The sequence below is a fragment of the Pseudooceanicola profundus genome (assembly GCF_054919315.1).
In genome coordinates, this window is sequence record NZ_CM142898.1 from 4,081,017 (window position 1) to 4,105,986 (window position 24,970).

Consider the following 24,970-nt stretch of genomic DNA (forward strand, 5'->3'; position numbering starts at 1 on the left):
ATCTGATCCGGGAGCAGGCTATCAGGCGGCATGGCCCGCACCGGCCACGCCCCCTCATCCCTCCGGAGCCTCCCCATGCAGAACCTGCGCGGCATCCTCTATGTCGTCCTCGCCATGCTCATCTTCACCATCGAGGACGGGTTCAACAAGGCGCTCAGCGAGACGCTGCCCGCAGGGCAGATCGTCCTGCTGCTCGGCATCGGGGGCACTCTGATCTTCCTCGTGGCCAGCCTCGTCGGCCGCCAGCCCTTCCGGCGGGCCGAGGTGCTGCATCCCGTGACCCTCGTGCGCTCCGCCTCGGAGGGTGTGGCGACCATGGCCTTCGTGGTCTCGCTGGCGCTGGTGCCGATCTCGACCGTCGCCTCGGTCTTCCAGGCAGCCCCGCTGGCGATCACGCTGGGGGCCGCGCTCTTCCTCGGCGAAAAGGTCGGCTGGCGGCGCTGGACGGCTGTGCTGGTGGGCTTTGCCGGCGTCCTCGTGATCATCCGCCCCGGCATGGCGGGGTTCCAGCCGCAGGCCCTCGTGGTGCTGCTGGCGGTGACCGGCATCGCCGTGCGCGACCTCTGCTCGCGCCGCCTGCCCGCGGGCCTGCCCTCCACCGTGGCCTCGGCGCTCGGCTTCAGTGCGCTGATCCCCGCGGCCCTCGGCCTGACGCTGGTGACGGGCACGGGTTTCGTCGCCATGGACGGGCGCGAATGGCTCTACATGGCCGCCGCCATCGTCACCTTCGCGGTGGCCTACTACTTCCTCGTCAGCGCCACGCGGCTCGGCGATGCCTCGGCGCTCACGCCCTTCCGCTACACCCGGCTGATCTTCACGCTGATTCTGGGCGCGGCGGTCTTCGGCGAACGTCCCGACCTGCCGACCTACATCGGCGCAACGATGATTATCGGCTCGGGGCTCTATACCTACCTCCGCGAACGGCGGCTGGCGCGCAGCACGCTCAAACGCAAGCCGACGGACGGGATTGTCTGACGCAAACATCCCCCTGTTGGCGCTAACCCCGCCGCGCCCGCCTTTCCAAGCGGCAGGGCGCAGACTAAAAGCGCGATCAAAGGCTTGGACAGAGGGATACAGCCCAATGAGCACGATTATCGACATTCACGCCCGCGAGATCCTCGACAGCCGCGGCAACCCCACGGTCGAAGTGGACGTGATCCTCGAAGACGGCACCCTGGGCCGCGCGGCAGTGCCCTCGGGTGCCTCCACCGGCGCCTACGAGGCGGTCGAGAAGCGCGACGGTGACAAGTCCCGCTACATGGGCAAGGGCGTGCTGGACGCCGTCGCCTCGGTCAACGGCGAGATCGCCGAAGCTCTCGTCGGCATGGACGCGACCGAACAGGTCGGCCTCGACATGGCGATGATCGAACTGGACGGCACCGAGAACAAGGGCCGCCTCGGCGCCAACGCCATCCTCGGCGTCTCGCTGGCCGCAGCCCGCGCCGCAGCCGACTTCACCTCGCAGCCGCTCTACCGCTACATCGGCGGCACCTCGGCCCGCGTCCTGCCCGTCCCGATGATGAACATCATCAACGGCGGCGAACATGCCGACAACCCGATCGATATCCAGGAATTCATGATCATGCCCGTGGCCGCGGAGAACATCCGCGACGCCGTGCGCATGGGCTCGGAAGTCTTCCACACCCTGAAGAAAGAGCTCTCGGCCGCCGGCATGTCCACCGGTCTGGGTGACGAGGGCGGCTTTGCCCCCGAACTGGGCTCGACCACCGACGCGCTCGATTTCATCCTGAAGTCGATCGAAAAGGCCGGCTACAAGCCCGGCGAGGACATCTACCTCGCCCTCGACTGCGCCTCGACCGAGTACTTCAAGGACGGTGCCTACGTCATGAAGGGCGAAGGCAAGACGCTGACCTCGGCCGAGAACGTCGAGTACCTGCAGAAGCTCTGCGCCGCCTACCCGATCATCTCGATCGAGGACGGCATGGCCGAGGATGACTGGGACGGCTGGAAGATGCTGACCGACGCGCTTGGCGACACGGTGCAGCTGGTGGGCGACGACCTCTTCGTGACCAACCCGGCCCGCCTGGCCGACGGCATCAAGCGCGGCGTGGCGAACTCCATGCTGGTCAAGGTGAACCAGATCGGCTCGCTGACCGAAACCCTGAAGGCCGTCGATATGGCCCACCGCGCGCGCTACACCAACGTGATGTCGCACCGCTCGGGCGAGACCGAGGACAGCACCATCGCCGACCTCGCCGTGGCCACCAACTGCGGCCAGATCAAGACCGGCTCGCTGGCGCGCTCCGACCGGCTGGCGAAGTACAACCAGCTGATCCGGATCGAGGAAATGCTGGGTGAAACCGCCGAGTACGCCGGCCGTTCGATCCTCAAGTGATCCAGCCCTTCGGCTGAGAGGCCGACACGGAACGACAAAGGGCGCCCCGACCGGGGCGCCCTTTTTCATCTTGATGCGGGCCCTAAGGCCCTGACCTCAGGCGAGAAGGTCGTAGGTTGCGCCATTGACCGACAGGTTGATCTGGTCCTGCGCGGCGCCATCGACGAGGGCCCAGAGGATCTGACCGGTGGGCCGGTAGATCACGAAGGCCTCCTCGACACCGGCGGTCCCGGCGTTCGCGGTCTCGGTGAAGTTCACCTGGAAATCATCCGCCGAGGCCCCGGTGCCACCGAAGACAAGCGTGTCGCCCTCAGCAGCGTCGTAGTCCTGCACCCAGTCGGAGCCATGGCCTTCGACACCGAGGTGATAGAACCGGTCCGCGCCTGCTCCGCCGTTCAGGCGGTCATGGCCGAAGCCCCCGTTAAGGAAGTCATCACCGTCGCCGCCGAAGAGCGCGTCACCCCAGGTCCCCCCGGTCAGCACGTCGTTGCCGGCGCCGCCGATCACCGTGTCGGCACCATAGCCGCCGTTGATCGTGTCATTCCCCGCGTCGCCGCGCAGCTCGTCGTTGCCATAGCCGCCGTCGATGAAATCGTCGCCGTCGCCGCCATAGATCACATCGCGCAGATCGGCTTCGGTGGCGCCGCCATAGATGACATCGTTGCCCGCGCCGCCGGACACCGTATCGCTGCCGTCACCCGCATAGATCGTATCGTTGCCGCCGTTGCCGTGGATCAGGTCATCGCCACTGCCGCCGTTGAGCAGGCTCGACTCTTCGCCGTCATTGATGTTCACGGCGTCCGTCCCGTAGGAGATGTCGTCGAAGGACGACAGCGGGATCGAGCGGTCATCCATGATCGTCTCCATCTCGGTGACGCTGTTCATGAAGGACATCAGATCGCGCACGGAGGAAAACTCCGGCAGCGAGTCGCCCGAGACTTCGAGCAGGAACTCGTGGTGACCGAAGCCCTGGTTGTAGTCCGCCAGCTCGAAGAGCAGGATCTGCGACTGGTTCCCATTGCCCCAGGTCAGGTCATAGAATTCGATCCGGACATCGTTCTGGCCATAGAATGTGTCGCCGACGCTGAATTCCGTGGGGAACGGATCGAGGCGGATGATGTATTCCCCTGCCGCGTAGGAATACCGGGTCTCGTAATCCAGTGCCGTGACCGTCCCATCGAAGGTAAACGTCATTTCCTGGGCCGCGAGCCCGATAACGTCGTTCTGATCCGTTTCGCCATAGTAGATGCTTTGGCCGAGCAGCGTGAAAGTCGTCATTCTGAGTTTCCGAAGATATTGATTTACTTGGAGATATTAGAAGTGACGCGGAAAACTCACCTTCACAACCCTAGATGGAGGAAATTTACCTCACGCTCCTTCTGGTATGGCACTTGGGCCTCACCCCCATTCCGGGGGGGGGTGCGCCCTGCCGGGAATTGGGCACGCGCCCAATAATTTAACGGGTCGTTCGGCGCGACATGGACATTCTTTTGCGAATTCCCGGGGACGGACGTAACAATGGACACGGCAATGCCATGCAAAATACTCAGCGGGGACACGCCTCCATGACCACCCTCACCGCCGACGAGATCATTTCCCGCCTCGACCTCAGCCCCCATCCCGAGGGCGGCTATTTCCGCCAGACCTGGATCGCCGGGGCTGAGGACGATGAGCGCCCTGCGGGCACCTGCATCTATTTCCTCCTCAAGGCCGGAGAGAGCAGCCATTGGCACCGGGTCGATGCCGTGGAGATTTGGCACTACTACGCCGGCGCGCCGCTGATCCTGCGCATCGCCGCCGATGCTGCGGGCCCGGCCACGGCGCTTCGCCTTGGCCCGGACCTGCTGGCTGGCGAGGCGCCGCAGGGCATCGTGCCCGAAGGCCACTGGCAGGCCGCGGCCACCACGGGCGACTGGACGCTGGTCGGCTGCACCGTTTCGCCCGCCTTCCGCTTCGAGGGCTTCGAACTGGCCGCACCGGGGTTCGACATTCCGCAGGGTTGATCGGCGGGCGCAGCCTCGGCCAGCCTCACGGGCGGCGCGGCGGGTTTCGTCCCATGACAGGGCGCACCAACCGGCAGGCACGCGCGGGATGGCTTAGAAGGACACGGTGGCGGCGTCTCTCCGCCTTTTGAGCGCGCCCCTTGCCCCGCAGCCTTTGGCGCGCGCCAGCCTGCGTAGCTTGCGACCGCGCATGACCCATGGACTCCGCCATTCCATCTTGGCGTGGCGTGAAAATATTCACCAAAATTTCCACATTAAATCAATTAGTTGACTCGAACTCGCCGATGATCCACTGACCGACTGATAAAAAAACATTCTCAAGTTGAAACTCTCTGGGCGCCTCCCGCGTGGATGGAAGCACTACAGGCAGGAAGAAGTCTCCTGTCGCAGAGAGGTGTACGAGTCATGATTGCCAGAAAGGTAAAAGCGCCGCCGAAACCGCGGCCGTCCATTATCCCGATCGTCGCGAAATACATGACGGTCGTGCTGTGCCTGTGCATTGCAGGTGCTGCGCTCGCGGAGCCTACCGCAGCGCCAACAGTCCCTCTCCAGACGCAGGTTTCAGGCGTCGTCGATGCAGCCGAGGCTCAAAGCATCCCCTTGTGAGCCAAGGTTGCGCCCCGCACGGCGTTGCCCCGGTCGCCCAAGTCGCGGCCGGGGCATTTTTATCCAACGGTTCCTGATCCCACGGTTTTAGATCTCGGGGGCAGCTTGTCTCGCAGTCGGGGAACCCTGCCTCAGCCCTCGGGGCCACCGGCCCGGAAATAGCCGGCCAGCATGGCGGTGGAACCGTCGAGCGCCACGCCGCGGTCCTCGCCTTCCAGCACCGGCTGCAGCGAGAGCGCCAGTTCCTTGCCCAGCTCCACCCCCCACTGGTCGTAGGAGTTGATGCCCAGCATCACCCCCTCGACGAAGACGCGGTGCTCGTAAAGCGCCACGATCTGGCCCAGCCGATAGGGCGTGAGCTGCGGATAGATCAGCGTCGTCGAGGGACGGTTGCCCGGGAAGACCCGGTGCCGCGCCTGACGCTCCAGCTCCTCGCCCTCCAGCCCCTTGGCCGCCATCATCTCCCGCGCCGTGTCGAGGGAGCGGCCGGTCATCAGCGCCTGCGACTGTGCAAGGCAGTTGGCCACCAGCAGCAGGTGCTGATGCGCGAGGTCCTCTTCCTGCCCGCGCGCGGCCAGCAGGAATTCGCAGGGCACCACCCGGGTGCCCTGATGGATCAGCTGGTAGAAGGCGTGCTGCCCGTTGGTGCCCGGTTCGCCCCAGACGACGGGGCCCGCGTTCACCGTGAGGTCGCTGCCGTCCATGGCCACGGACTTGCCGTTGCTCTCCATCTCCAGCTGCTGCAGGTAGGCCGGCAGGCGCACCAGCCGCTGGTCATAGGGCAGCACGGCCCGGGTGCCATGACCTTGCCCCTGATTGTGCCAGATCCCCACGAGCGCCAGCAGCACCGGCAGGTTTTCCGAGAACTTGGCGGTGAGGAAATGCTGGTCCATCGACTCGCCGCCTGCAAGGAAGGCGCGGAAATCCTGAGGCCCCACGGCCAGCATGACGGAAAGGCCGATCGGCCCCCAGACCGAGTAGCGCCCGCCGACCCAATCCTCGAAGCCGAAGACCCGGGAGGCGTCGATGCCCCACTCCGCCGTCTTCTCGAGGTTCGAGGAGAGGGCGGCGAACTGCGCCCCGGTATCGGTCACCGCCTCCGCCATCCAGAGGCGCGCGGTCTCGGCATTGGTCATCGTCTCGATGGTGGTGAAGGTCTTGGAGGCGACGATCACCAGCGTCGTCTCGGGGTTCAGCCCCTGCAGCGTGTCGTGGACATGCGCCCCGTCCACGTTGGAGACGAAATGCACCCGCGGCCCGTCGCAATAGGGCGCAAGCGCCAGCGCCGCCATCGCCGGGCCGAGGTCGGAACCGCCGATGCCGATGTTCACCACGTCGGTGATCTTGCCACCCTGCCCGGTGAACCGACCCGTGCGGACCTCCTCGGCAAAGGCCTCCATCCGGGCCAGCGTGTCCAGCACGCCGGGCATGACGTCCTCGCCGTCCACCTCGACCCTGCGGCCCGAGAGGTTGCGCAGCGCGGTGTGGAGCACGGCCCGGCCCTCGGTCTCGTTGATCTTCGCGCCCCAGAACATGGCATCGCGGCGCTCGGCCACATGGGTGGCGCGGGCCATGTCCAGCAGGGTCCGCCGGGTCTCCACATCGATGTTGGTCTTGGAATAGTCGAAAATCATCCCCTCGAAGGCAGCCGAAAATTCGGTCGCCCGGGCGGGGTCTTCGTCGAAAAGCGTCGTGATCCGGCGGTCCGCCGTGGCGGCGGCGAGGGTTTCAAGCTTTGCCCACATCAATGAAAATCCCGTAAAAAGCTATGGTGATCAATCTGCGTAGTGAACCTGCGCCCCGTCGAGGATCGCGGCCACCGGGGCCTTGAAGGGCGGCAGCTTGCGTGCGGCCTCCATGGCGGCCTTCTTCTCGGCGCCCATGATCAGCAGGTGGGTCGACATCGCCCCCTGCAGCACCGGCGCGGTCATGGTGATCCGGGGCTCGCCCGCGCCCTCGGCGCGCATCGGCAGCAGCAGCGGCGCCTTGGCCGAAAGCCCCTCCTCCAGCCGGTCGGCCCCGGGGAAGAGCGAGGCGGTGTGCATGTCCGTCCCCATCCCCAGCAGCAGGACGGTCAGCGGCAGATGCGGCTTCAGGCTTTCAGAGAGTGCCTCAAGCGCCTCCTCGGGCGTGTCCACCGGCTGGTAGAGCGGCAGCAGCGTGGCGGCGGCGGCCCGGTTGACCATCAGCCGCTCGCGCACCAGCCTCGTGTTCGAGCGCGGGCTGTCCACCGGCACCCAGCGTTCGTCGCTCAGCACCACGTCCACCCGGCTCCAGTCGAGCGCCACATCGCAGAGCGCATCGAAGACCGGCCCCGGCGAGGTGCCGCCCGGCACCGCCAGCGTCACCCGCTCCTCGTGGCGCAGGGCCGCCGTCAGTTCGCTTGCGATCGTGTCGGCCAGTGACAGCGCCAGCAGGTCGCGGTCGGGGTAGTCGTTCAGCTTCATGGCCGGATCTCCCGCCAGCGCCGCCCGTCGCGGAACATCAGCGCAAGGCTGTCGTCGGGGCCGGAGGAGCCGGTGTCATAGGGCTGCGGCTCGTCGCGGCGCGTCTCCCAGTCCTCGATGATCGGATCGGTCCAGGCCCAGGCGGCCTCAACCTCGTCACCGCGCATGAACAGCGTCTGGTTGCCCCGGATCACGTCCATGATCAGCCGTTCGTAGGCGTCCGGCACATCCTCGGCATCGGGGCCGAGCGCATCGGCAAAGGTCATGTCGAGCGGCACATCCACGAGGCGCATCCCCCCCGGACCCGGCTCCTTGATGGTGACGCCCAGGTCCATGCCCTCGTTCGGTTGCAGGCGGATCGTCAGGATGTTGCGGTGCCGTCCGGCCTCGGGCCCGAAGATCGAATGCGGGGTTTCCTTGAACACCACCGCGATCTCCGAGGTCCGTGCCCGCAGACGCTTGCCGGTGCGCAGGTAGAAGGGCGTGCCCGCCCACCGCCAGTTCGAGATCTTCAGCTTCATCGCCACGAAGCTTTCGGTCCGGCTGTCGGGATGGCCGACGTGGGCGCGATAGCCGGGCAGTTCCTCGGTTTCGGAATACTGGCCGCGCACGATGTCGCCCGGCTCGACCGGATCGAGGGCGCGGATCACCTTCAGCTTCTCGTCGCGCACCGCGTCCGGGTCGAACTTCGCCGGCGGCTCCATCGCGATGAGGCAAAGCAGCTGCATCAGGTGGTTCTGCATCATGTCGCGCATCGCGCCGGAGCGGTCGTAGTAATCGCCCCGCCCGCCGACGCCCACCGTCTCGGCCACGGTGATCTGGATGTGATCGACGTATTGCGAGTTCCACAGCGGCTCGAACAGCATGTTGCCGAAGCGGACCGCCATGAGGTTCTGCACCGTCTCCTTGCCCAAATAATGGTCGATCCGGTAGAGCTGGCTTTCGTGGAAATGCTGCGCGAGGCTCTCGTTCAGCGCCCTGGCCGAGGCGAGATCGCGCCCGAAGGGTTTCTCGATCACGATGCGGCTGTCAGGGGTGGCCATGCCGAAGCGATGCAGCCGCTCCGCCAGTTCGCCGAAGAGCCTAGGTGCCACGGAGAAGTAGAAGGCCGTCACCTTGTCGGCTTCCAGCAGCTTGGCCAGATCTGCCCACCCATCCTCGCCGAGCGCGTCGATGGTCACGAAGTCCAGCGTCTCGAGGAAGGCGGTCAGTTCCTTGGGATCGTAGGACTTGCCGTCACCGAATTCCTCGATCGCCTCGCGTGTGAACTGACGATAGCCGGCCGCGTCCAGATCGGCGCGCGCCGCGCCGATGACCCGGCTGCCCGGCCCCATCTGCCCCGCCACGAAGCGCCGGAACAGCGCCGGCAGGATCTTGCGCCGTGCCAGATCGCCCGTGCCGCCAAAGATCACGAGGTCGAACGTATCGACCGGAATGACTCTCGAGACCATGAAACTCCTCCTTTATGCCCGATCAGGGCACCCGGATTGAGCAAATACCAATCTTCTGAGCAATTGCCAATCTTCCACCATCCGCCTGCGGCGGTCTTGGGGCGAGCCTAGCAGATTGCTGCGCTCGCACAACGCCCAAGCCGTGCCCAATCCGTGCCCGAGCCGCGCCTAGACCATGCGGGATGATCTGCATCTCACGCCTTCGTTTTCAAGGGCTTGCTCACCTGTCCGCCACCGACGGACATTTTCACACCGGTGGTCGTGGGACAGGAGGTGGGCAGCCCCCGCGCGACCCGCACGGCAAGGTAGGCGAAGGCCTGCGCCTCCAGCATGTCCCCGTCGAGGCCGACCTCCTCCACCGCCATCACCGGACATTCGAGCGAGACCGAAAGCATCTCCATCAGCACCGGGTTGCGCCGCCCGCCGCCGGTGACCAGCACCTTCTCGGGCGGGGTCGGGCAATGTTCCATCGCGCGCATGACAGCTGCGGCCGACATGGCCGTGAGCGTGGCGGCGGCATCGGCATCGCCCAACTCCTTCACCAGCCCGACCATGTCGCCGAACGCATTCCGGTCCAAAGACTTGGGCGGGATGCGACTGAAGTAGGGATCGTCGAGGAAGAGCTCCAACGCGCCCTCCACCACGGTGCCCTGCGCGGCCAGCCTGCCGTCCCGGTCGAAGGGCTCGCCCCGCCGGGCCTGCATGAAGTCGTTGAGCGGTGCATTGGCGGGCCCGGTGTCGAAGGCCAGCAGCGCGCCCTCCGTCTCCGGCTTGGCAAAGCCGGGATCGACATAGGTGATGTTCCCGACGCCGCCCATGTTCAGGAAGGCCACAGGGGCCTTGGCCCCGATGTACTTCGCACAGGCGAAGTGGAAGAAGGGTGCCAGCGGCGCGCCCTCGCCCCCCAGCTGCACGTCGGTCGACCGGAAGTCCCAGACCACGGGCACCTGCAAGAGCTCCGCCAGCTCTGCCCCGTCGCCCGCCTGGTGCGTCCCGCGCCCGCGCGGCTCATGCATCAGGGTCTGACCATGGAAGCCCACGATATCCACATGCGCAAACCGGCTCAGAAGCCCCGCGTGGGCCTCCATGATAACCTGTGTCGCCGCCGCTACGTCATCTTCCCACCAGAGCCCGAGGGCCGCGCTCAGCACCGCCCGCTGCTCCGTGGTGTATTCAACGTAATCGCTTGGCCCGAATGCGAAAATCTGCTCGCCATCGGTCTCCACCACGGCCGCGTCCACCCCGTCCAGCGAGGTGCCCGACATGGCCCCGAGAGCGCGCATCCGCAGCGCCCCGGTCCTGGGCTTCAACATGGTCTTTTCCTTTGCCTGCCTGCCGCCTATACAGTGCCGCGCAACCAAACCCGGGACAAGAGCCATGACATACCATCCCAAGTCGGACTTCCTGAACGTCATGATCGAGCGCGGCTTCCTCGCCGACTGCACCGATTATCAGGGTCTTGATGACGCCCTCATCGACGGCGTCGTCCCGGGCTATATCGGCTATGATGCCACCGCGGCCTCGCTGCACGTGGGCCACCTGCTCAATATCATGATGCTGCGCTGGTTCCAGAAGACCGGCGGCAAGCCGATCACCCTGATGGGCGGCGGCACCACCAAGGTGGGCGATCCCTCGTTCCGCTCCGACGAGCGCCCCCTGCTGGGCCCGGACCAGATCGACGCCAACATCGCCGGGATGCAGCAGGTCTTTGCCAAGTACCTCTCCTACGGCGAGGGCGCGGGCGATGCGCTGATGCTGAACAACGCGGAATGGCTCGACGGGCTGAACTACCTCGAGTTCCTGCGCGACATCGGGCGGCATTTCTCGGTCAACCGGATGCTCTCGTTCGAAAGCGTGAAATCGCGCCTCGACCGCGAGCAGTCGCTCTCCTTCCTGGAATTCAACTACATGATCCTCCAGGCCTATGACTTCCTCGAGCTGAACCGCCGCTACGGCTGCCTGCTGCAGATGGGCGGCTCGGACCAGTGGGGCAATATCGTCAACGGGATCGATCTGACCCGCCGGGTGCTGGATCACGAGATCTACGGCCTGACGACCCCGCTGCTGACCACCTCGGACGGCCGCAAGATGGGCAAGAGCCAGGGCGGCGCCATCTGGCTGAACGCCGACATGCTCTCCTCCTACGAGTTCTGGCAGTTCTGGCGCAACACCACCGATGCCGACGTGGGCCGCTTCCTGAAACTCTACAGCGAGTTGCCGGTCGAGGAATGCGACCGCCTCGGCGCGCTCGGCGGGTCCGAGATCAACGAGGCCAAGAAGATCCTCGCCAACGAGGTCACCGCCCTGCTGCACGGTGCCGAAGCCGCCGCCGCGGCCGAGGCCACCGCGCGCGAGGTCTTCGAGAAGGGCGGCACGGGCGACGACCTGCCCACGCTGGAGTTGAGCCCGGCCGAACTGTCGGAGGGGATCTCCATCGTCCAGCTGATCGTCCGCACCGGGCTCGCCAAGTCCGGCAAGGAGGCCAAGCGCCTGATCACCGACAACGGCGCCCGTCTCGACGATGCGCCGCTCACAGACGCGGGCCTGATGCTCGACGCGGCGGCGCTCACTTCGCCGATCAAGCTCTCTGCCGGCAAGAAGCGCCACGCGCTCGTCAAACTGGCCGACTGACCCGGGAACCGACAGGGATCGGGGGGTGCACCGCCCCCCATCCTCCCCGAGGCGCCCTCCTCCGAACGCGCCCGGCACCGCTTCATCTTTCCCGAAATACTCCGGGGGAATTGCGCCGCCCCGCGGCGCAAGGGGGCAGCGCCCCCAAATTTCTTCCAAGAAATTTGCGAAGATCTTTCGAAATCGCCTGGGTCGCGCCACCCCGCCGGCCCGCACAGCCTCGAGGCCCCCTCAAGGTCCCACGCCCGGCAAAGCGCGCAGCCGCCCCAACTTCCCCCTTTAAATCCCCTGCGCCCCGGCCTATATCTGCCCTGTCGCTTCGGCGACTATGGACATAAACGCGCTCGTAATAAGCGGCTCGGACCCGGGGGCGGTACCCGGCGGCTCCACCAATCATCCCTTGTTGGGGGATCATGGGGCCGAAATAGGATCGACGGACGTCTAAAGGGGTTTTGCTTTGTCTCGGCTGTCTGCCACCGTTACCGGCGAAAACAGTACAATTGCCAACAACAATCGTGCTCCGGTTGCTCTGGCTGCGTAAGCAGTCCGAAAAACCGATCTTTAAGCCCTTGGGCCTAGCAGCTTAAGGCGGGGTTCGCAGGTACCTGGCAACAGAAACCTGCACTTTCTCCCCCTCCAGTCTTTCCAACTGCTATTGCCGCAGCCGCATGGCTGAGCAGTCGCGACCGTATGGTCAGCGGCGTGTCTCGCGTGGAACGCCGCCAAGACTGCATTCAGACACACTCCGGCCCAGAGACCAGTCGCATGCGTATGGTCGCTGGGCCCTTGCCGCGCAGCCCCGCCACCCTGCCCGTTTTCTTCGAAGAAAACGGACCGGAATTTTCGAAAATTCCGGCCAGCCCCTCGACCGAGTGCAGGACCGCTTACTCGGCGTCTTCCTCTTCCAGATGCGCCACCCGGCCCCCGGCCTTGTTCGTCGTCACCACGTTCAGCGACTTCAGCTTGCGGTGCAGCGCCGACCGCTCCATTCCGACGAATTGCGCCGTGCGGCTGATATTGCCACCGAAGCGGTTGATCTGCGTCAGCAGGTACTCCCGCTCGAAGGCCTCGCGCGCCTCGCGCAGCGGCAGCGTCGCCAGAGAGCCCGCCAGCACCACGCGGCCCTCGCCGCCCCCGGCCTTCTCTTCCTCGCCCGGAACCTCACGGGCCTCGATCTCGTCCGCACCGTCGCCGAGGATCAGGATCCGCTCCACCACGTTGCGCAGCTGGCGCACGTTGCCGGGCCAGGTCATGGTCTGCATCAGCGCCGCCGCCTCGTCCGAGAGCGCGCGCTGCGGCAGGCCCTGCGACCGGTGCAGATGGCCGATGAAATGCTCCGCCAGCAGCGGGATGTCCTCGCGGCGTTCCTCCAGCGCGGGCACCGCGATCGGCACCACATTCAGCCGGTGATAGAGCTCCTGCCGGAAGCGTCCGGCCTCGATCTCCTGCTCCAGCACCCGGTTGGTGGAGGAGATCACCCGCAGGTCCACCCGGACCTTGTCCGAGCCGCCCACGCGCAGGAATTGCTGGTCCACCAGCACCCGCAGCATCTTGGACTGGGTCCCCAGCGGCATGTCGGCCACCTCGTCGAGGTAGATCACCCCGCCATGGGCCTCTTCCAGCAGGCCCGGCTCGATCCCGCGCTCCGGCGTCTCGCGGCCAAAGAGCACCTCTTCCATCCGCTCCGGCTCGATCGTGGCGCAGGGCACCGTGACGAAGGGTCCCTCGGCCCGGCCCGACCGGCTGTGAATATAGCGCGCCGCCACTTCCTTGCCCGCGCCCGCGGGCCCGGTCAGCATGATGCGCCCGTTCGACTTGGTCACCTTGTCGAGCTGGCCGATCAGCGTCCGGAAGGACGCGGACTTGCCCACCATCTCGGCCGACTGGTTGTCCTTGCGGCGCAGCTGGTTGTTCTCGCGGCGCAGGCGCGAGGTCTCCATGGCGCGGCGGATCACCACCATCAGCTGGTCGATGTTGAACGGCTTCTCGATGAAGTCGTAGGCGCCCTGCTTGATCGCGGCCACGGCGATCTCGATGTTGCCATGGCCCGAGATGATCACCACCGGCACATCCGGGTTGTCGCGCTTCACGTGCTTGAGAATGTCGATCCCGTCCATCCGGCTGTCCTTCAGCCAGATGTCGAGGATCATCAGCCCCGGCGGTTCGGCATTCAGTTCGGCCATGCAGTCGTCGGAGTTCCCCGCGAGCCGGGTGGTGAACCCCTCGTCCTCCAGGATGTCCGAGATCAATTCCCGGATGTCCCGCTCGTCGTCCACGATCAGAATATCGGTCATCAGCTGTCTTCCTCAATCAAAGCGTGGGCACCTCGTCCGGCCGGTCCGGCCTGCAACGGCAGGCGGATCACGGCCATGGCGCCGGTATGGCTGCACCCGTCAAATCGGGGCGCATCTTCAAGGGCGAGGCTGCCGCCATGCTCCTCGATGATCTTCTTCACGATGGGCAGCCCAAGGCCGGTGCCCTTGTCGCGGGTCGTCACATAGGGCTCGAAGAGCCGCGAGCGGTCCTCGGGCAGGCCGATCCCGTTGTCGGCGATGGTGATCCGGGCGACCGGCGCGCCGAGGTCATCCTCGCTCACACCTGCCGTCACGCGGATCGCCGGGGCATAGCCCTCGGGCGCGCCTTTTTCCCTAAGGGTTTCCGTGGCTTCGCCTGCATTCTTCATCAGGTTGGTGAGCGCCTGTCCGATCATGGTCGCATCCGCTTCGGCCGCCATGGGGGTGTCGGGCAGATCGGCCCGGATCTCCACCCCCGGCTGGCCGGATTGCTGCAACAGCACCGTACCGCGCAGGATCTCGCCGAGGTCGACCTGCTTGCGCTCGGGTTCCGGCATCCGGGCGAACTTGGAGAATTCATCGACGATCCGGCGCAGGTCATTGGTCTGGCGCACGATCACCTCGGTCAGGCTCTCGAGGTCGCTGCCCAGCTGGTCGTCCAGATGGCGGCGGAACTTGCGCTTGATCCGTTCGGCCGAAAGCTGGATCGGCGTCAGCGGGTTCTTAATCTCATGGGCGATGCGCCGGGCCACGTCACCCCAGGCGGCACTGCGTTGCGCGGCGACCAGATCGGTCACGTCGTCGAAGGCCACCACGTAGCCCTCGCGCCGGTCATCGGCATTTCGACGGGTCGCCATACGCACCAGAAGGTTCTCGGCCCGGCCCTGTCGCGTCACCTTGATCTCTTCCTGCGCGATCTGCTGCGGCCCCTCGCGGAGTTTTTCGAAGAGCGCACCGAATTCCGGCACCGCGACGGAGAGCGGCATGTCGTGCTTTGCCTCGGTCCAGTCCAGAAGCCGCTCGGCCGAGCGGTTGACGAACATCACCCGCCCTTCCGCGTCCAGCCCGACCACCCCGGAGGTGACGGAGGAGAGCACGGAATCGAAGAGCCGCCGCCGCCCCTCGATCTGTCGGGTGTTCTGGAGCAGCGTTTCCCGCTGGCCCTTCAGCTGCTTGGTCATCTGGTTGAAGTAGCGGCTGAGCATGGCGATCTCGTCGTCGCCCTCCTCCTCGATCACCTGCACGTCGAGATCGCCGGAGCCGACCTGTTGCGCCGCCGCCGTCAGACGCCCCACCGGGCGCGACAGGCGTTCGGCGAACCACAGGCCCAGCCAGATCGCGGCAAGGATCAGGATCGCGGCAAAGCCGAGGTAGAGCAGTCCGAACTCGAAAAGCACCCGGCCGCGTTCGCTCTCCAGCTGCTGGTAGAGCCGCACCGTCTCCTGCGTGTCGTCCAGCAGCGAGAGGATCTGCCCGTCCACCTGCCGCGAGACATAGACCAGCCGGTCTGCGTAATCGGCCAGCGGCAGCAGGGCGCGGAACTCGTTGTTGTCCCAGTCCTCGATCACCACGATGCCCTTGTCGCGGGCCTCCTGGATCTGTGCGGCGGTGGGACGTTCGAAATCGAACAGGTAGGAGCGTTCGCCCCGGGCCCGGATCTCCCCGGTGCCGTCGATGATATAGGCCTCGCGCAACCCGCGCTGGATCTGGCTCTGCCCCTGCGAGAGGTATTCCCGCAGCATCGCGTCAGAGACATAGAGCGAGGTCGAGCGCGCCGCGTCGAGCAGCTGCGCAAGCGCCTGCCCGTCCTGCATCAGGTCCTGCCGGTGCTCGTCCTCGTAGGCCTGCGCCGCCGCAAGCGAGGTGGAGACCACGCTGCGCACCCGCTCCGAGAACCAGCCTTCGAGTCCGACGTTCACCGTGAGCACGGCAAAGACCGCGACCGAGACCGTGGGCAGCAGCGCCATCAGCGCAAAGACGCCGGTCAGCCGCAGGTGCAGCCGAGACCCGGCCGATCGCGCACGGCGCGCGGCCACCATCTGCGCCACCCGCTGCAACACGAGCGCCGCCACGAAGAGCACGTAGACGAAATCGGCCAGCAGCACGAGCCGCAGGCCAAGTGACGAGGCCCCCTGATCGAAGGGCCCCAGCACGAGGAATGTCAGAAGCGTCAGCGTGGGGCCGAGGACAACCAGCCCCAGCGTTGCCGCGTTCTGTATGCGCCGCTGTCGGCGGAGCCGGCTGAGCCGGTTCCACGTAGAGCGCTGTGCTCGGGTTGCCACAGGCTTCCCCCGCCTTGATGTGTCGCTTTACGCGACGACCGCCATATCCTGTGGCTCATTGCGGGGATGATCCCCGATGGCCACGGTTCTGTTGCGGTTTTACATCAACTTCCGGCGGCGTGTCACGCGAATATCCAGATCAGTGATCTTCTTGCGCAAAGTATTGCGGTTGATTCCCAGAAGATCGGCACATTTCGCCTGATTTCCGCCCGTCGCGTCCAGGGCGATCTCAATCAGGGGCATCTCGACCTCCTTCAGGATACGGCCATAGAGCCCCGGCGGCGGCAGCATGTTGCCGTGCAGGTCGAAGTAGCGCCGCAGGTGACGCGCGACCGAGGCCGAGAGCTTCTCGGCGTCGCCGCCGCCCATGGCGGGCTCCATCTCGGGCTGGTTGCCCAGCACCATCTCCACCTCGGCGCGGGTGATCTCATCCGTGCGCGCGGTCAGCACGAGACGGCGGATCGCGTTCTCCAGCTGGCGCACGTTGCCGGGCCAGGAGTAGGTGCGCATCATCTCCAGCGCATCCTCGGCCAGCCAGCGTTTCGGCGCGCCTTCACGCTCGGCCCGTTGCAGGAAGTGATCCACCAGCAGCGGGATGTCGTCGACGCGCTCGCGCAGCGCTGGCACCTGGATCGTGGCGCCGGAGAGGCGGTAATAGAGGTCCTGGCGCACCTCGCCCCGCTCCATCGCCTGGTTCGGATCGGTCTGGCAGGTCGCCATGAAGCGCGGCAGGTTGTCGGTGGGGCCGTCCATCATGCGCACGATGCGGGCCTGCACCTCGAGGTCGATGTCGCTGATCTCGTCGAAGAGCACGGTGCCGCCCTTGGCACGGGCCAGCACCTTGGCCGGGCCTTCGAGGTCCTGAAGGTCGGCCGCGGTGGCGACCACGAAGGGCAGGTTCCGACGGTCCGAGAAGTCATGGATCGCCTTGGCGATCAGCGACTTGCCGGTGCCGCTTTCGCCCGCGATCAACACGGCGAGGTCGGTGTTCATCACCCGCGCCACGAGACGGTAGAGCGCCTGCATCGCGGCGGTGCGGCCGATCAGCGGCAGCTCGTCGGGGCGCTCGACCTCCTCCACCTTGGCGCTGGAGGGCGCACGGCGCCGGGCTTCGAGGGCCCGCGCGGTGCGTTTCATCAGGTCCGGCAGGTCGAAGGGCTTGGGCAGGTAATCATAGGCCTCGGCCTCGGCGGCCTGGATCGCGGTCATGATCGTGTTCTGCGCCGAGATCACGATCACCGGCAGGCCGGGACGGTCCTGGCTGATCTTGGGCAGCATCTCGAGCCCGTTCCCGTCAGGCATCATGACATCCGAGATCACCACGTCGCCCTTGCCCTCGCCGATCCAGCGCATCAGCGTGGTCAGCGACGAGGTGGCGTGGACCTTGCAGCCGGCGCGGGTCAGCGCCTGGGTCAGCACGGTGCGGATGGTGCGGTCGTCATCGGCGACAAGTACAGTGCCGTCCATCAGATCTTCTCCTTATTCTTCTTCCGAGGCACCATCGGCAGCGAGATGCGGAATACCGTCTTGCCGGGCACCGAATTGACGGAAATCCACCCGTCATGGTCCGAAATGATCTTACTCACCAATGCCAGCCCCAGCCCCGTGCCGTTTTCGCGGCCCGAGACGAAGGGATCGAAAATATCCTCGGCGATATCCTGCGGCAGGCCGGGGCCATCGTCGATGACCTCGATCTGCAGCGGGAGGGACTTGCCCCCGCCGTCGGAGCGGCGCAGGCGGAAAGAATGTTCGAAGAAGCTGCGCAGGCGGATCGTGCCACCCTCGGGGCCCGCGGCCTGTGCGGCGTTCTTCAGGAGGTTGAGGATGACCTGAAGCAGCTGGTCGGGATCGCCAAGCGCCAGCGGCAGCGAAGGGTCGTATTCCTCGATGATCTTCATGTTCGCGCCGAAGCCCAGCAGGGCCGAGCGCCGCGCGCGGTCCAGCACGTCGTGCAGGTTGACCGGTCGCATGTCGGGCATCGTCAGGTTGCCGAACTGCTCGACCTGCTCCAGCAGCTTCACGATGCGCCGGCTCTCGCCCACGATCAGGTCTGTCAGTTCGCGGTCCTCGGCCGAAAGCCCCATGGAGAGAAGCTGCGCCGCCCCGGTGATCCCCGCCAGCGGGTTCTTGATCTCGTGGGCCAGCATCTCGGCCATGCCGATGGCGGATTTGGCGGCGGATTTCACCGTGTGGTCCTGTGTCAGCCGCCCGGCCAGTTCCCGCGGCGAGATCAGGAACAGCATGTAGCCCGGCATCTCGGCGTAGGGGGCGATCTGCAGGTTGCAGTGCAGCGGCGAGCGCTCGCCGGTGCCCACGTCGATATCGTTCACGAAGAGCGGCGAGGCGTTCTGCTTGGCCTTCAGGAACGCCTTTTCTAGCGTTCCGTCGATCATCACCCGCTCCCAGACCTTGTGGCCCCTGATCGACTTGGACGAGGCATTGAGGAAGCCTTCGGCCGCCGGGTTGATCGCCTCGATGCGATCCTCCGGATCAAGCAGCAGCGCCGGAACCGGCAGGGACGCCCAGAGGGCGGAATCGTCGTCGGAGATCATGCGGCCTTGCGCCCTTCCATTGGCCCCGGCCCCGCCTCCAGCGCGGGCCGCAGCAGGCGGATCACCTCGGCGCTGTCGAAGCTGCGCAGGATACGTCCCCGCAACACGTCAGCTGTGCCCGCCTCATCCATGTACCACCCCAGGTGCTTGCGCGCGACGCGCAGCCCGAGGGCCTTACCGTAAAAGCTCAGGATCGCTTCGTAATGCCCTGAAACCATGTCGTAATACGCGTCCCCCTGCGGTATCACCGGCGCCGCGGCGCCGTATATCTCATGCCCGATCGCGGCCGGCAGCCAGGGCTTGCCCTGCGCCCCGCGCCCCACCATGACCCCGTCCGCACCGGAGAGCCGCAGCGCCTCGCGGGCGGTGTCGGCATTGGTGATGTCGCCGTTCACGATGACCGGGACCGAGACGGCCTCCTTCACCCGGCGCACCGCGGCCCAGTCGGCCCGGCCCTTGTAGAACTGGCACCGGGTCCGGCCGTGGATGGTGAACATCGCCACCCCCGCCGCCTCGGCCCGCCGTGCCAGCTCCGGCGCGTTCAGGTTGCTGTCGTCCCAGCCCAGCCGGGTCTTCAGCGTCACCGGCACCTCGACCGCCTCTGCGACCGCCTCGACCAGCCGCAGCGCGAGGTCGAGATCGCGCAGAAGCGCCGAACCGGAGAGGCCGCCCACCACCTTCTTGGCGGGACAGCCCATGTTGATGTCGATGATCCGGGCGCCCTCGCCCGCGATCTGGCGTGCCGCCTCGGCCATCCACTCAGGATCGCGCCCCGCGAGCTGAACGGACGTCCGGTCCCGGCCCACGCCGAGTTCGGCCTTTTCCCGTGTCCCGGGACGGGCACAGAGCATTTCCGCACTCGCCACCATCTCGCTCACCACGAGACCTGCGCCGAATCCGAGAACGAGGCCCCGTGTCGGAAGGTCCGTGATCCCGGCCATGGGGGCCAGCATCACCGGCGGGGTCAGCTGTATATCCGAGATGTCCAGCGGCATCTGCTTAATCCTTGTGCACGTGATCGGTCCTAACGCATCGCGGGGAGCCAAACAACAAATCGCGCCGCATTCCGCACCGTTCAACAGGCGACTTGCCTGTTTTTTGTGCGCAGCACTGCGGCATTTCTTGGCGACACCCGGACAAACGGGCCCCGTGGCCGCCTGTCTCCGGGCAGTGTGGGCGGCATTGCCCCCGGCGGCGCAAGCGCCTAAGAGGGGCCGATCGCCCTGCTCTGCGCGCCTCTGACGCGCTTCTGCGGATCAGGGTTTGCCACAGGAAGAGGGCCCGGGAAAGACCCGTGAGCACAGCCGCGATCATCGTTGCCGCAGGCCGCGGCCTGCGTGCCGGGGGCGGACAGCCCAAGCAGTGGCGCCCGCTGGCCGGACGCCGCGTCGCGGACTGGACGCTGGCGGCCTTCGCCGCGGCGGGAATCGCGCCCGTGGTCCTCGTGCTGCATCCCGACGACATGGAGGTGCCCCTGCCCGGCGACCCGATCCGGGTGACCGGCGGCGCGACCCGCGATGCCTCGGTCCGGGCCGGTCTGGAGGCGCTGGAAGGCACCGGCACCACCCGCGTGCTGATCCATGACATCGCCCGGCCCTGCATATCTTCCGCGCTCATCGCCTCTGTCGCCGCTGCGCTGGAAACGCACGAGGCCGCCGCCCCCGGCGTGCCGGTGACGGATGCGCTCTGGATCGGGCAGGACGGCGCCGTGGCGGGCACACAGCCGCGCGACGGGCTGTTCCGGGCGCAGACCCCGCAGGGCTTCCACCTCGCCCCGCTGCTGGCCGCGCACCGGGCCCACCCGGGCGGTGGGGCCGATGACGTCGAGGTCGCCCGCTGGGCCGGGATGCGCGTGGCGATCCTGCCGGGCGACGAGGACAACCTGAAAATCACCCACCCCGGCGATTTCGCCCGGGCCGAACGCATACTGGAGGGCTGAGGATGGATATCCGGCTGGGCAATGGCTACGACGTGCACCGCTTCTGCGAGGGCGATCACGTGATGCTCTGCGGCGTGGCCGTGCCCCATGACAAGGGACTCGACGGGCATTCGGATGCGGATGTGGGGATGCATGCCATCACCGACGCGATCTACGGCGCGCTTGCCGAGGGCGACATCGGTCGCCATTTCCCGCCCTCCGATCCCCAGTGGAAGGGCGCCGCAAGCCGCGTCTTTCTGGCGCATGCGGTGCAACTGGCCACCCGGATGGGCTACGCTATTTCCAACATCGACTGTACGCTCGTCTGCGAGCGCCCCAAGGTCGGCCCCCACGCCAACGCCATGGCGCAGGCGCTGTCAGAGATCATGGAGCTGGATGTGACACGCATTTCCGTCAAGGCCACCACGAGCGAGAGGCTGGGCTTCACCGGTCGCGAGGAAGGCATTGCCGCCATCGCCACCGCCGCCCTGGTGCGGCCATGAGCGGCACGCGCCTGATCGCAACCGTCCTGGGCGTGGGCAACCTGCGCCCGGCGCCGGGCACATGGGGCAGCCTCGCCGCCCTGCCGCTGGCCTGGGCCCTGCACCAGCTGGGCGGCTTCTGGCTGCTGGCGGCCGCGACCCTGCTAGCGCTCTTCGGCGGCTGGTGGGCCATCGCGCAGGAAACCGCGGACACCCCCGGCGCCGACCCCTCCGAGATTGTCATAGACGAGCTGGTCGGCCAGTGGATCGCCCTCTGGCCGGTCTCCTATGGCGCGATGATGATGGGCGTCGACATCACCCGGCTCTGGCCCGGCTGGGTCGTGGCCTTCGTCTGCTTCCGCCTCTTCGACATCTGGAAACCCGGCCCCGTGGGCTGGGCCGACCGGCGGCATGATCCCTTGGGGGTGATGCTGGACGATGTCTTTGCGGGGGTGATGTCCGGGATCGTGGTGATCGTGCTGGCCGCGCTCGCCCATGGGGTCCTGATGCGATGAGCACGAGTGAGACCCTTGCCGCCAAGGTGCTGGAGGCCGCCCGCGCGGCCGGCCTGACCATCGCCACGGCGGAAAGCTGCACCGGCGGCATGGTCGGCGCGGCGCTGACCGATATCGTCGGCTCGTCCGACGTCATGATGGGCGGGGTGATCTCCTACGCCAACGGCGCCAAGCAGGCCCTGCTGGGGGTCAACGGCGAGACGCTCGCCGCACAGGGCGCCGTGTCGGAGCCCGTGGCCCGCGAGATGGCAGAGGGCGCTCTGCGCGCGCTCGACGCCTCGCTGGCGGTCTCGATCACAGGGATCGCAGGCCCCGGCGGATCCGGGCACAAGCCCGAGGGGCGCGTCTGCTTCGGCATCGCCACCACCGGCCATCAGCAGACCCGGACCGAGACCCGCGACTTCGGGGCGCTTGGTCGGGCCAATGTCCGCCAGGCGGCGTGTGACCACGCCCTCGCCCTGCTGCTCGACATGGCACTGGAGCTGTCCGGCGACTGACCGCGCCTTGGCACGCGAACGTACGAACCCTGAGCGGCCCCAGGGGCCGCCGCGTCTTCCGCCCCGCAACGCAAAACGCAAAAGGCCCGCCGGATCATCGGCGGGCCTTTTGCATTGGTATCTCGGTCCCGGATCAGAAGGACATGTCCATGCCCTGACCGCCTGAGGAGGAGCTGGCGCCCGAGGCGGCCGCCGCAGCATAGGAGCTGCTGCCGGTCTTGGCGTCGGTCTTCAGGTTCAGCGTGTAGCTGCCCGGGTCCTTGGCCATCGATTCCGCCATCATGTCTTCCAGCATGCGCTTCTGGGTCGCGATCGCCTGATCCCGGGCCCGGTCCACACTGGAAGCGGCCTCTTCCGGCTCTTCTGCGGCGCTCTGGGGTCCGGCGGTCTCATCCGCCTCGGCCGCGACGGGCTTTGCGAAACCGGCGCTCTCTTCGGCGGTCTCGACCAGTTCCACGACGGCATGGCCGGTGCCGGTTGCGGTTTCCGTGGCGGTCTCGACAGTGCCGCCACCGATGGACTTGTTGTCTTCGCTCGTCTCGGCGCCCTGACCGGAATTGGTCGAGGTTGCACCCGAGCCGAACGACGGAACCAGAACGGCCCCGATGCTCGAAATCGGATTAATCATATCTACCCATTGTCTATTTTTGCTTCACTGTTCGCCACATCGCCTTGAAACAAGGTCGAAATATGGCGCCGCAAAGGTCTTAACGGGTCATTGAGGATCGAGAGGGAACAACGCGCGATCGGCAACCGGGATTAACCGGTTAACCAAAAACAATATGCGCACATTCAACCATAGAGTGTATCGGCGCGTGTTTCGAAAGCGCGAACAATCCGCTGCATGGCCTCGTTGAAGACCAGCCCGATGATTCCCTGAAGGACGGCGTTCTTGAATTCAAAGTCGGTAAAGAAGCTCACCTCGCACCCGCCCTCGATATCCTTGAAGTCCCAGCGGGACTTCATGTAGCGGAACGGCCCGTCGAGATATTCGGTATCGATACGCGCATGGTTCGGGTGCAGCACCACGCGGGAGCCGAATTTCTCCCGGAAGACCTTGAAGGAGATCACGAGGTCGGCCTCCATCACCTCAAGCGCGCCGTCCGGCTTGCGCGAGCGGACGCGCGCGGCGGCGCACCACGGCAGGAACTTCGGATAGGACCCCACGTCGGCCACCAGATCGTACATCTGTTGCGCGCTGTAAGGCAGGGTCCGTGTTTCCGAATGGGTCGGCATGACGCCTCGTTCCGTGTTTCTCTTGCGGCCCCCATGTCCTAAACTGTGCCCGGAAGTTCAAGAGGCAACCATGACACAACGTCCCTATGTCATCGACAGGCTGATCTCGGCCAAGTCCATCGCGGCGCGGATCGAGGCACTTTGCGGAGAAATCAGGCGCGAATTCCCTGCCGGCGAGCGGCTGGTGGTGGTGGGGCTGCTGCGCGGCTCCTTCATCTTCATCGCCGATCTCGTGCGCGAGCTCGACCGCGACCTGGAGGTCGATTTCATCGAGGCCTCGTCCTATGGCAACAGCACCGAAAGCTCGCGCGAGGTGCGCATCCTCAAGGACCTGCGGGGTGAAATCGAGGGCCGCAACGTGCTGGTGGTCGAGGATATCGTCGACACCGGCTACACGCTGTCGCACGTGATCCACATCCTGAAGGCCCGCAATCCGGCCAAGCTGCGCACCATCGCCCTGCTCGACAAGCCCGCGCGGCGCGAGGTGGACTTCAAGGCCGACTGGATCGGCTTCGAGATTCCCGATGAATTCGTCGTGGGATACGGCATCGACTACGCGCAATCGAACCGGAACCTGCCCTATATCGGCAAGGTCCGCTTCACCGAGGACTGACGGCCCCGGATGGAACGCTGGCTGCTGCGCATGGCGAAATGGGCCCGGCACCCGCCCTCCGCGGGGCGGGTGAAGCTCGTCTTCATCGTGGTGGCGATCTGCCTCGCCATCGTCCTGCTGGAGCAGATCTTCGGCTTCCCTGAAGAGCTGGTCCCGAACAAGACCCGCTGGCGCTGACACCTCCCCGGACAGCGGTCCCGATACGGGGCTGCATACGGGACAGGATACAGGCCCCATTCCGCCCCTGACATCGCCACGCCCCCGATCCCGGCCCGGGGGCGGCTTCTCATCAAGTCCGATCGCGTGGGTCGGCCCCCCGAGTTGGAGCCTGCCACGCCCTGCCCCCAAGGCCTGGCTCCACAGGCGTCTGCGGCCCATCCTACCGCGCCCGGCTCCCCACGCGCGCTCGCCGCCTGCGTCCCCCATAGGCCCGCGCATCCCCGCCTTCGCCCAAATGTCACGATTTCGTCAGATGGCAGCGCGAAACTTCCTGCTACCCTTCCCCCAGGACATCCAGCCAGGAGACTGCCAGATGAAGACAGCCGCCCTCACCCTCGCCCTGCTCGCCGGTCTCGGGACCGCGGGCACCGCCTTCGGCCAGGACGCCGCCAAGGGCGCCATGGAGGCCCGCAAGAGCGTGATGCATATCTACGCCTACAACCTCGGCATCCTCAGCGGGATCGCCAAGGGCGAGGCCGAATACGACAGCGAGATCGCCATGGCCGCGGCGTCGAACCTCGCCACCGCCTCCTCGATCGACCTGACCTACATGTTCCCCGAAGGCAGCGAAGTGGGTGCCCTGGAGGGCTCCGAGGCCGCGCCCGCCGCGCTCACCGACGCCTCCGGGGTGATGGAGAAGCAGATGGCCCTGCACGAGGCCGCGGCCGAGCTGGAAGCCGCCGCCGGTGAAGGGGCCGAGGCGATCGGCGCGGCACTGCGCACCGTGGGCGGGGCCTGCGGCGCCTGCCACAAGGCCTACCGCCAGAAGCCGTAAATCGGGCCGGGGCGCGGTATCACAGCGCCCCCACCGGACCGGCCCCACCCGCCGGTCCCTGACATCCAGTGCCGGGGCAGCCCCTGTCCCGGC

24 protein-coding genes and 1 other RNA gene are annotated in these 24,970 nt (G+C 66.5%); 13 read left to right on the plus strand and 12 right to left on the minus strand.

All coding sequences use genetic code 11. The features are described from left to right. Positions 1-75 precede the first annotated feature (75 nt). Both ACX9MO_RS18630 and eno read left to right on the plus strand, forming a co-directional pair. Positions 76-975 carry a DMT family transporter gene (locus ACX9MO_RS18630; RefSeq protein ID WP_462212930.1) on the plus strand — a complete coding sequence of 300 codons (900 nt, stop codon included), beginning with the start codon at positions 76-78 and terminating at the stop codon, positions 973-975. A 106-nt stretch (positions 976-1,081) separates the two neighbouring features. Beyond that, complete coding sequence (eno, locus tag ACX9MO_RS18635) at positions 1,082-2,356, plus strand: phosphopyruvate hydratase (RefSeq protein ID WP_222490061.1); 1,275 nt, start codon at positions 1,082-1,084, stop codon at positions 2,354-2,356. Between the two features lie 96 nt (positions 2,357-2,452). Here eno and ACX9MO_RS18640 read toward each other — a convergent pair whose 3' ends face one another. Further along, on the minus strand, positions 2,453-3,634 hold the full coding sequence (locus ACX9MO_RS18640; RefSeq protein WP_462212931.1) for a calcium-binding protein: 1,182 nt from the start codon (positions 3,632-3,634) through the stop codon (positions 2,453-2,455). Positions 3,635-3,921: 287 nt separating this feature from the next. On the opposite strand from ACX9MO_RS18640, the gene ACX9MO_RS18645 reads away from it, so the two are divergent. Then, positions 3,922-4,359 carry a cupin domain-containing protein gene (locus ACX9MO_RS18645; protein WP_462212932.1) on the plus strand — a complete coding sequence of 146 codons (438 nt, stop codon included), beginning with the start codon at positions 3,922-3,924 and terminating at the stop codon, positions 4,357-4,359. Positions 4,360-4,764: 405 nt separating this feature from the next. Continuing rightward, the gene (locus tag ACX9MO_RS18650) at positions 4,765-4,965 is read left to right on the plus strand and encodes a hypothetical protein (protein ID WP_222490064.1); all 201 of its coding nucleotides are present in this window, start codon (positions 4,765-4,767) and stop codon (positions 4,963-4,965) included. Positions 4,966-5,096: 131 nt separating this feature from the next. Here the strand turns inward: ACX9MO_RS18650 and pgi are convergent, their stop codons facing one another. The 4 genes from pgi to ACX9MO_RS18670 all read right to left on the minus strand — a co-directional run bounded on the left by pgi (position 5,097) and on the right by ACX9MO_RS18670 (position 10,176). Then, positions 5,097-6,710: a glucose-6-phosphate isomerase gene (pgi, locus tag ACX9MO_RS18655; protein ID WP_462212933.1), complete on the minus strand. Its 1,614-nt coding sequence runs from the start codon at positions 6,708-6,710 to the stop codon at positions 5,097-5,099. Positions 6,711-6,740: 30 nt separating this feature from the next. Further along, positions 6,741-7,412, minus strand: coding sequence for a 6-phosphogluconolactonase (gene pgl / locus ACX9MO_RS18660; protein ID WP_462212934.1), 672 nt, complete (start codon positions 7,410-7,412; stop codon positions 6,741-6,743). Continuing rightward, positions 7,409-8,863, minus strand: coding sequence for a glucose-6-phosphate dehydrogenase (gene zwf, locus ACX9MO_RS18665; protein ID WP_222490067.1), 1,455 nt, complete (start codon positions 8,861-8,863; stop codon positions 7,409-7,411). Before zwf ends, pgl begins: the two co-directional genes overlap by 4 nt. 194 nt (positions 8,864-9,057) lie before the next feature. After that, positions 9,058-10,176: an anhydro-N-acetylmuramic acid kinase gene (locus tag ACX9MO_RS18670; RefSeq protein WP_462212935.1), complete on the minus strand. Its 1,119-nt coding sequence runs from the start codon at positions 10,174-10,176 to the stop codon at positions 9,058-9,060. Between the two features lie 64 nt (positions 10,177-10,240). Here ACX9MO_RS18670 and tyrS point away from each other — a divergent pair, with 64 nt between their 5' ends. Next, complete coding sequence (gene tyrS / locus ACX9MO_RS18675) at positions 10,241-11,494, plus strand: tyrosine--tRNA ligase (RefSeq protein ID WP_462212936.1); 1,254 nt, start codon at positions 10,241-10,243, stop codon at positions 11,492-11,494. 274 nt (positions 11,495-11,768) lie between these two features. After that, positions 11,769-12,120: a transfer-messenger RNA gene (gene ssrA, locus ACX9MO_RS18680) on the plus strand. Positions 12,121-12,378: 258 nt separating this feature from the next. On the opposite strand, the gene ntrX is transcribed toward ssrA, so the two are convergent. From ntrX to dusB, 5 genes are all read right to left on the minus strand, one after another. Further along, positions 12,379-13,788 carry a nitrogen assimilation response regulator NtrX gene (gene ntrX / locus ACX9MO_RS18685; protein WP_315900425.1) on the minus strand — a complete coding sequence of 470 codons (1,410 nt, stop codon included), beginning with the start codon at positions 13,786-13,788 and terminating at the stop codon, positions 12,379-12,381. Then, positions 13,788-16,070 (minus strand): sensor histidine kinase NtrY-like, encoded by a 2,283-nt coding sequence (locus ACX9MO_RS18690; RefSeq protein ID WP_462212937.1) that lies wholly within the window; start codon positions 16,068-16,070, stop codon positions 13,788-13,790. The genes ntrX and ACX9MO_RS18690 overlap by 1 nt, the downstream gene beginning before the upstream one ends. Positions 16,071-16,169: 99 nt before the next feature. Next, positions 16,170-17,537, minus strand: coding sequence for a response regulator (locus ACX9MO_RS18695; protein WP_222490070.1), 1,368 nt, complete (start codon positions 17,535-17,537; stop codon positions 16,170-16,172). Continuing rightward, the gene (locus ACX9MO_RS18700) at positions 17,537-18,622 is read right to left on the minus strand and encodes a two-component system sensor histidine kinase NtrB (protein ID WP_222490071.1); all 1,086 of its coding nucleotides are present in this window, start codon (positions 18,620-18,622) and stop codon (positions 17,537-17,539) included. Before ACX9MO_RS18700 ends, ACX9MO_RS18695 begins: the two co-directional genes overlap by 1 nt. Continuing rightward, positions 18,619-19,617 (minus strand): tRNA dihydrouridine synthase DusB, encoded by a 999-nt coding sequence (gene dusB / locus ACX9MO_RS18705; RefSeq protein ID WP_462212938.1) that lies wholly within the window; start codon positions 19,615-19,617, stop codon positions 18,619-18,621. Before dusB ends, ACX9MO_RS18700 begins: the two co-directional genes overlap by 4 nt. 299 nt (positions 19,618-19,916) lie before the next feature. Between dusB and ispD the strand changes: the two genes are divergently transcribed. The 4 genes from ispD to ACX9MO_RS18725 are packed head-to-tail and all read left to right on the plus strand — an operon-like array spanning position 19,917 to position 22,034. Beyond that, positions 19,917-20,561, plus strand: coding sequence for a 2-C-methyl-D-erythritol 4-phosphate cytidylyltransferase (gene ispD, locus ACX9MO_RS18710; RefSeq protein WP_462212939.1), 645 nt, complete (start codon positions 19,917-19,919; stop codon positions 20,559-20,561). 2 nt (positions 20,562-20,563) lie between these two features. After that, positions 20,564-21,043: a 2-C-methyl-D-erythritol 2,4-cyclodiphosphate synthase gene (ispF, locus tag ACX9MO_RS18715; protein ID WP_222490074.1), complete on the plus strand. Its 480-nt coding sequence runs from the start codon at positions 20,564-20,566 to the stop codon at positions 21,041-21,043. Continuing rightward, the gene (locus ACX9MO_RS18720; protein ID WP_462212940.1) at positions 21,040-21,537 is read left to right on the plus strand and encodes a phosphatidylglycerophosphatase A family protein; all 498 of its coding nucleotides are present in this window, start codon (positions 21,040-21,042) and stop codon (positions 21,535-21,537) included. Before ispF ends, ACX9MO_RS18720 begins: the two co-directional genes overlap by 4 nt. Continuing rightward, positions 21,534-22,034 carry a CinA family protein gene (locus ACX9MO_RS18725; RefSeq protein WP_462212941.1) on the plus strand — a complete coding sequence of 167 codons (501 nt, stop codon included), beginning with the start codon at positions 21,534-21,536 and terminating at the stop codon, positions 22,032-22,034. Before ACX9MO_RS18720 ends, ACX9MO_RS18725 begins: the two co-directional genes overlap by 4 nt. Before the next feature lie 133 nt (positions 22,035-22,167). Here the strand turns inward: ACX9MO_RS18725 and ACX9MO_RS18730 are convergent, their stop codons facing one another. Continuing rightward, a complete protein-coding gene (locus ACX9MO_RS18730; RefSeq protein WP_462212942.1) occupies positions 22,168-22,662 on the minus strand; it encodes a hypothetical protein in 495 nt (164 codons plus the stop codon). A 164-nt stretch (positions 22,663-22,826) separates the two neighbouring features. Next, complete coding sequence (locus ACX9MO_RS18735) at positions 22,827-23,270, minus strand: type II toxin-antitoxin system RatA family toxin (RefSeq protein ID WP_222490078.1); 444 nt, start codon at positions 23,268-23,270, stop codon at positions 22,827-22,829. A 70-nt stretch (positions 23,271-23,340) separates the two neighbouring features. Between ACX9MO_RS18735 and hpt the strand changes: the two genes are divergently transcribed. From hpt to ACX9MO_RS18750, 3 genes are all read left to right on the plus strand, one after another. Then, positions 23,341-23,883, plus strand: a complete 543-nt coding sequence (gene hpt / locus ACX9MO_RS18740; protein WP_222490079.1) for a hypoxanthine phosphoribosyltransferase — start codon at positions 23,341-23,343, stop codon at positions 23,881-23,883. Positions 23,884-23,892: 9 nt separating this feature from the next. Then, positions 23,893-24,060 (plus strand): hypothetical protein, encoded by a 168-nt coding sequence (locus tag ACX9MO_RS18745; RefSeq protein WP_462212943.1) that lies wholly within the window; start codon positions 23,893-23,895, stop codon positions 24,058-24,060. A gap of 355 nt (positions 24,061-24,415) precedes the next feature. Next, the gene (locus ACX9MO_RS18750) at positions 24,416-24,877 is read left to right on the plus strand and encodes a cytochrome c (RefSeq protein WP_462212944.1); all 462 of its coding nucleotides are present in this window, start codon (positions 24,416-24,418) and stop codon (positions 24,875-24,877) included. Positions 24,878-24,970: the final 93 nt, after the last annotated feature.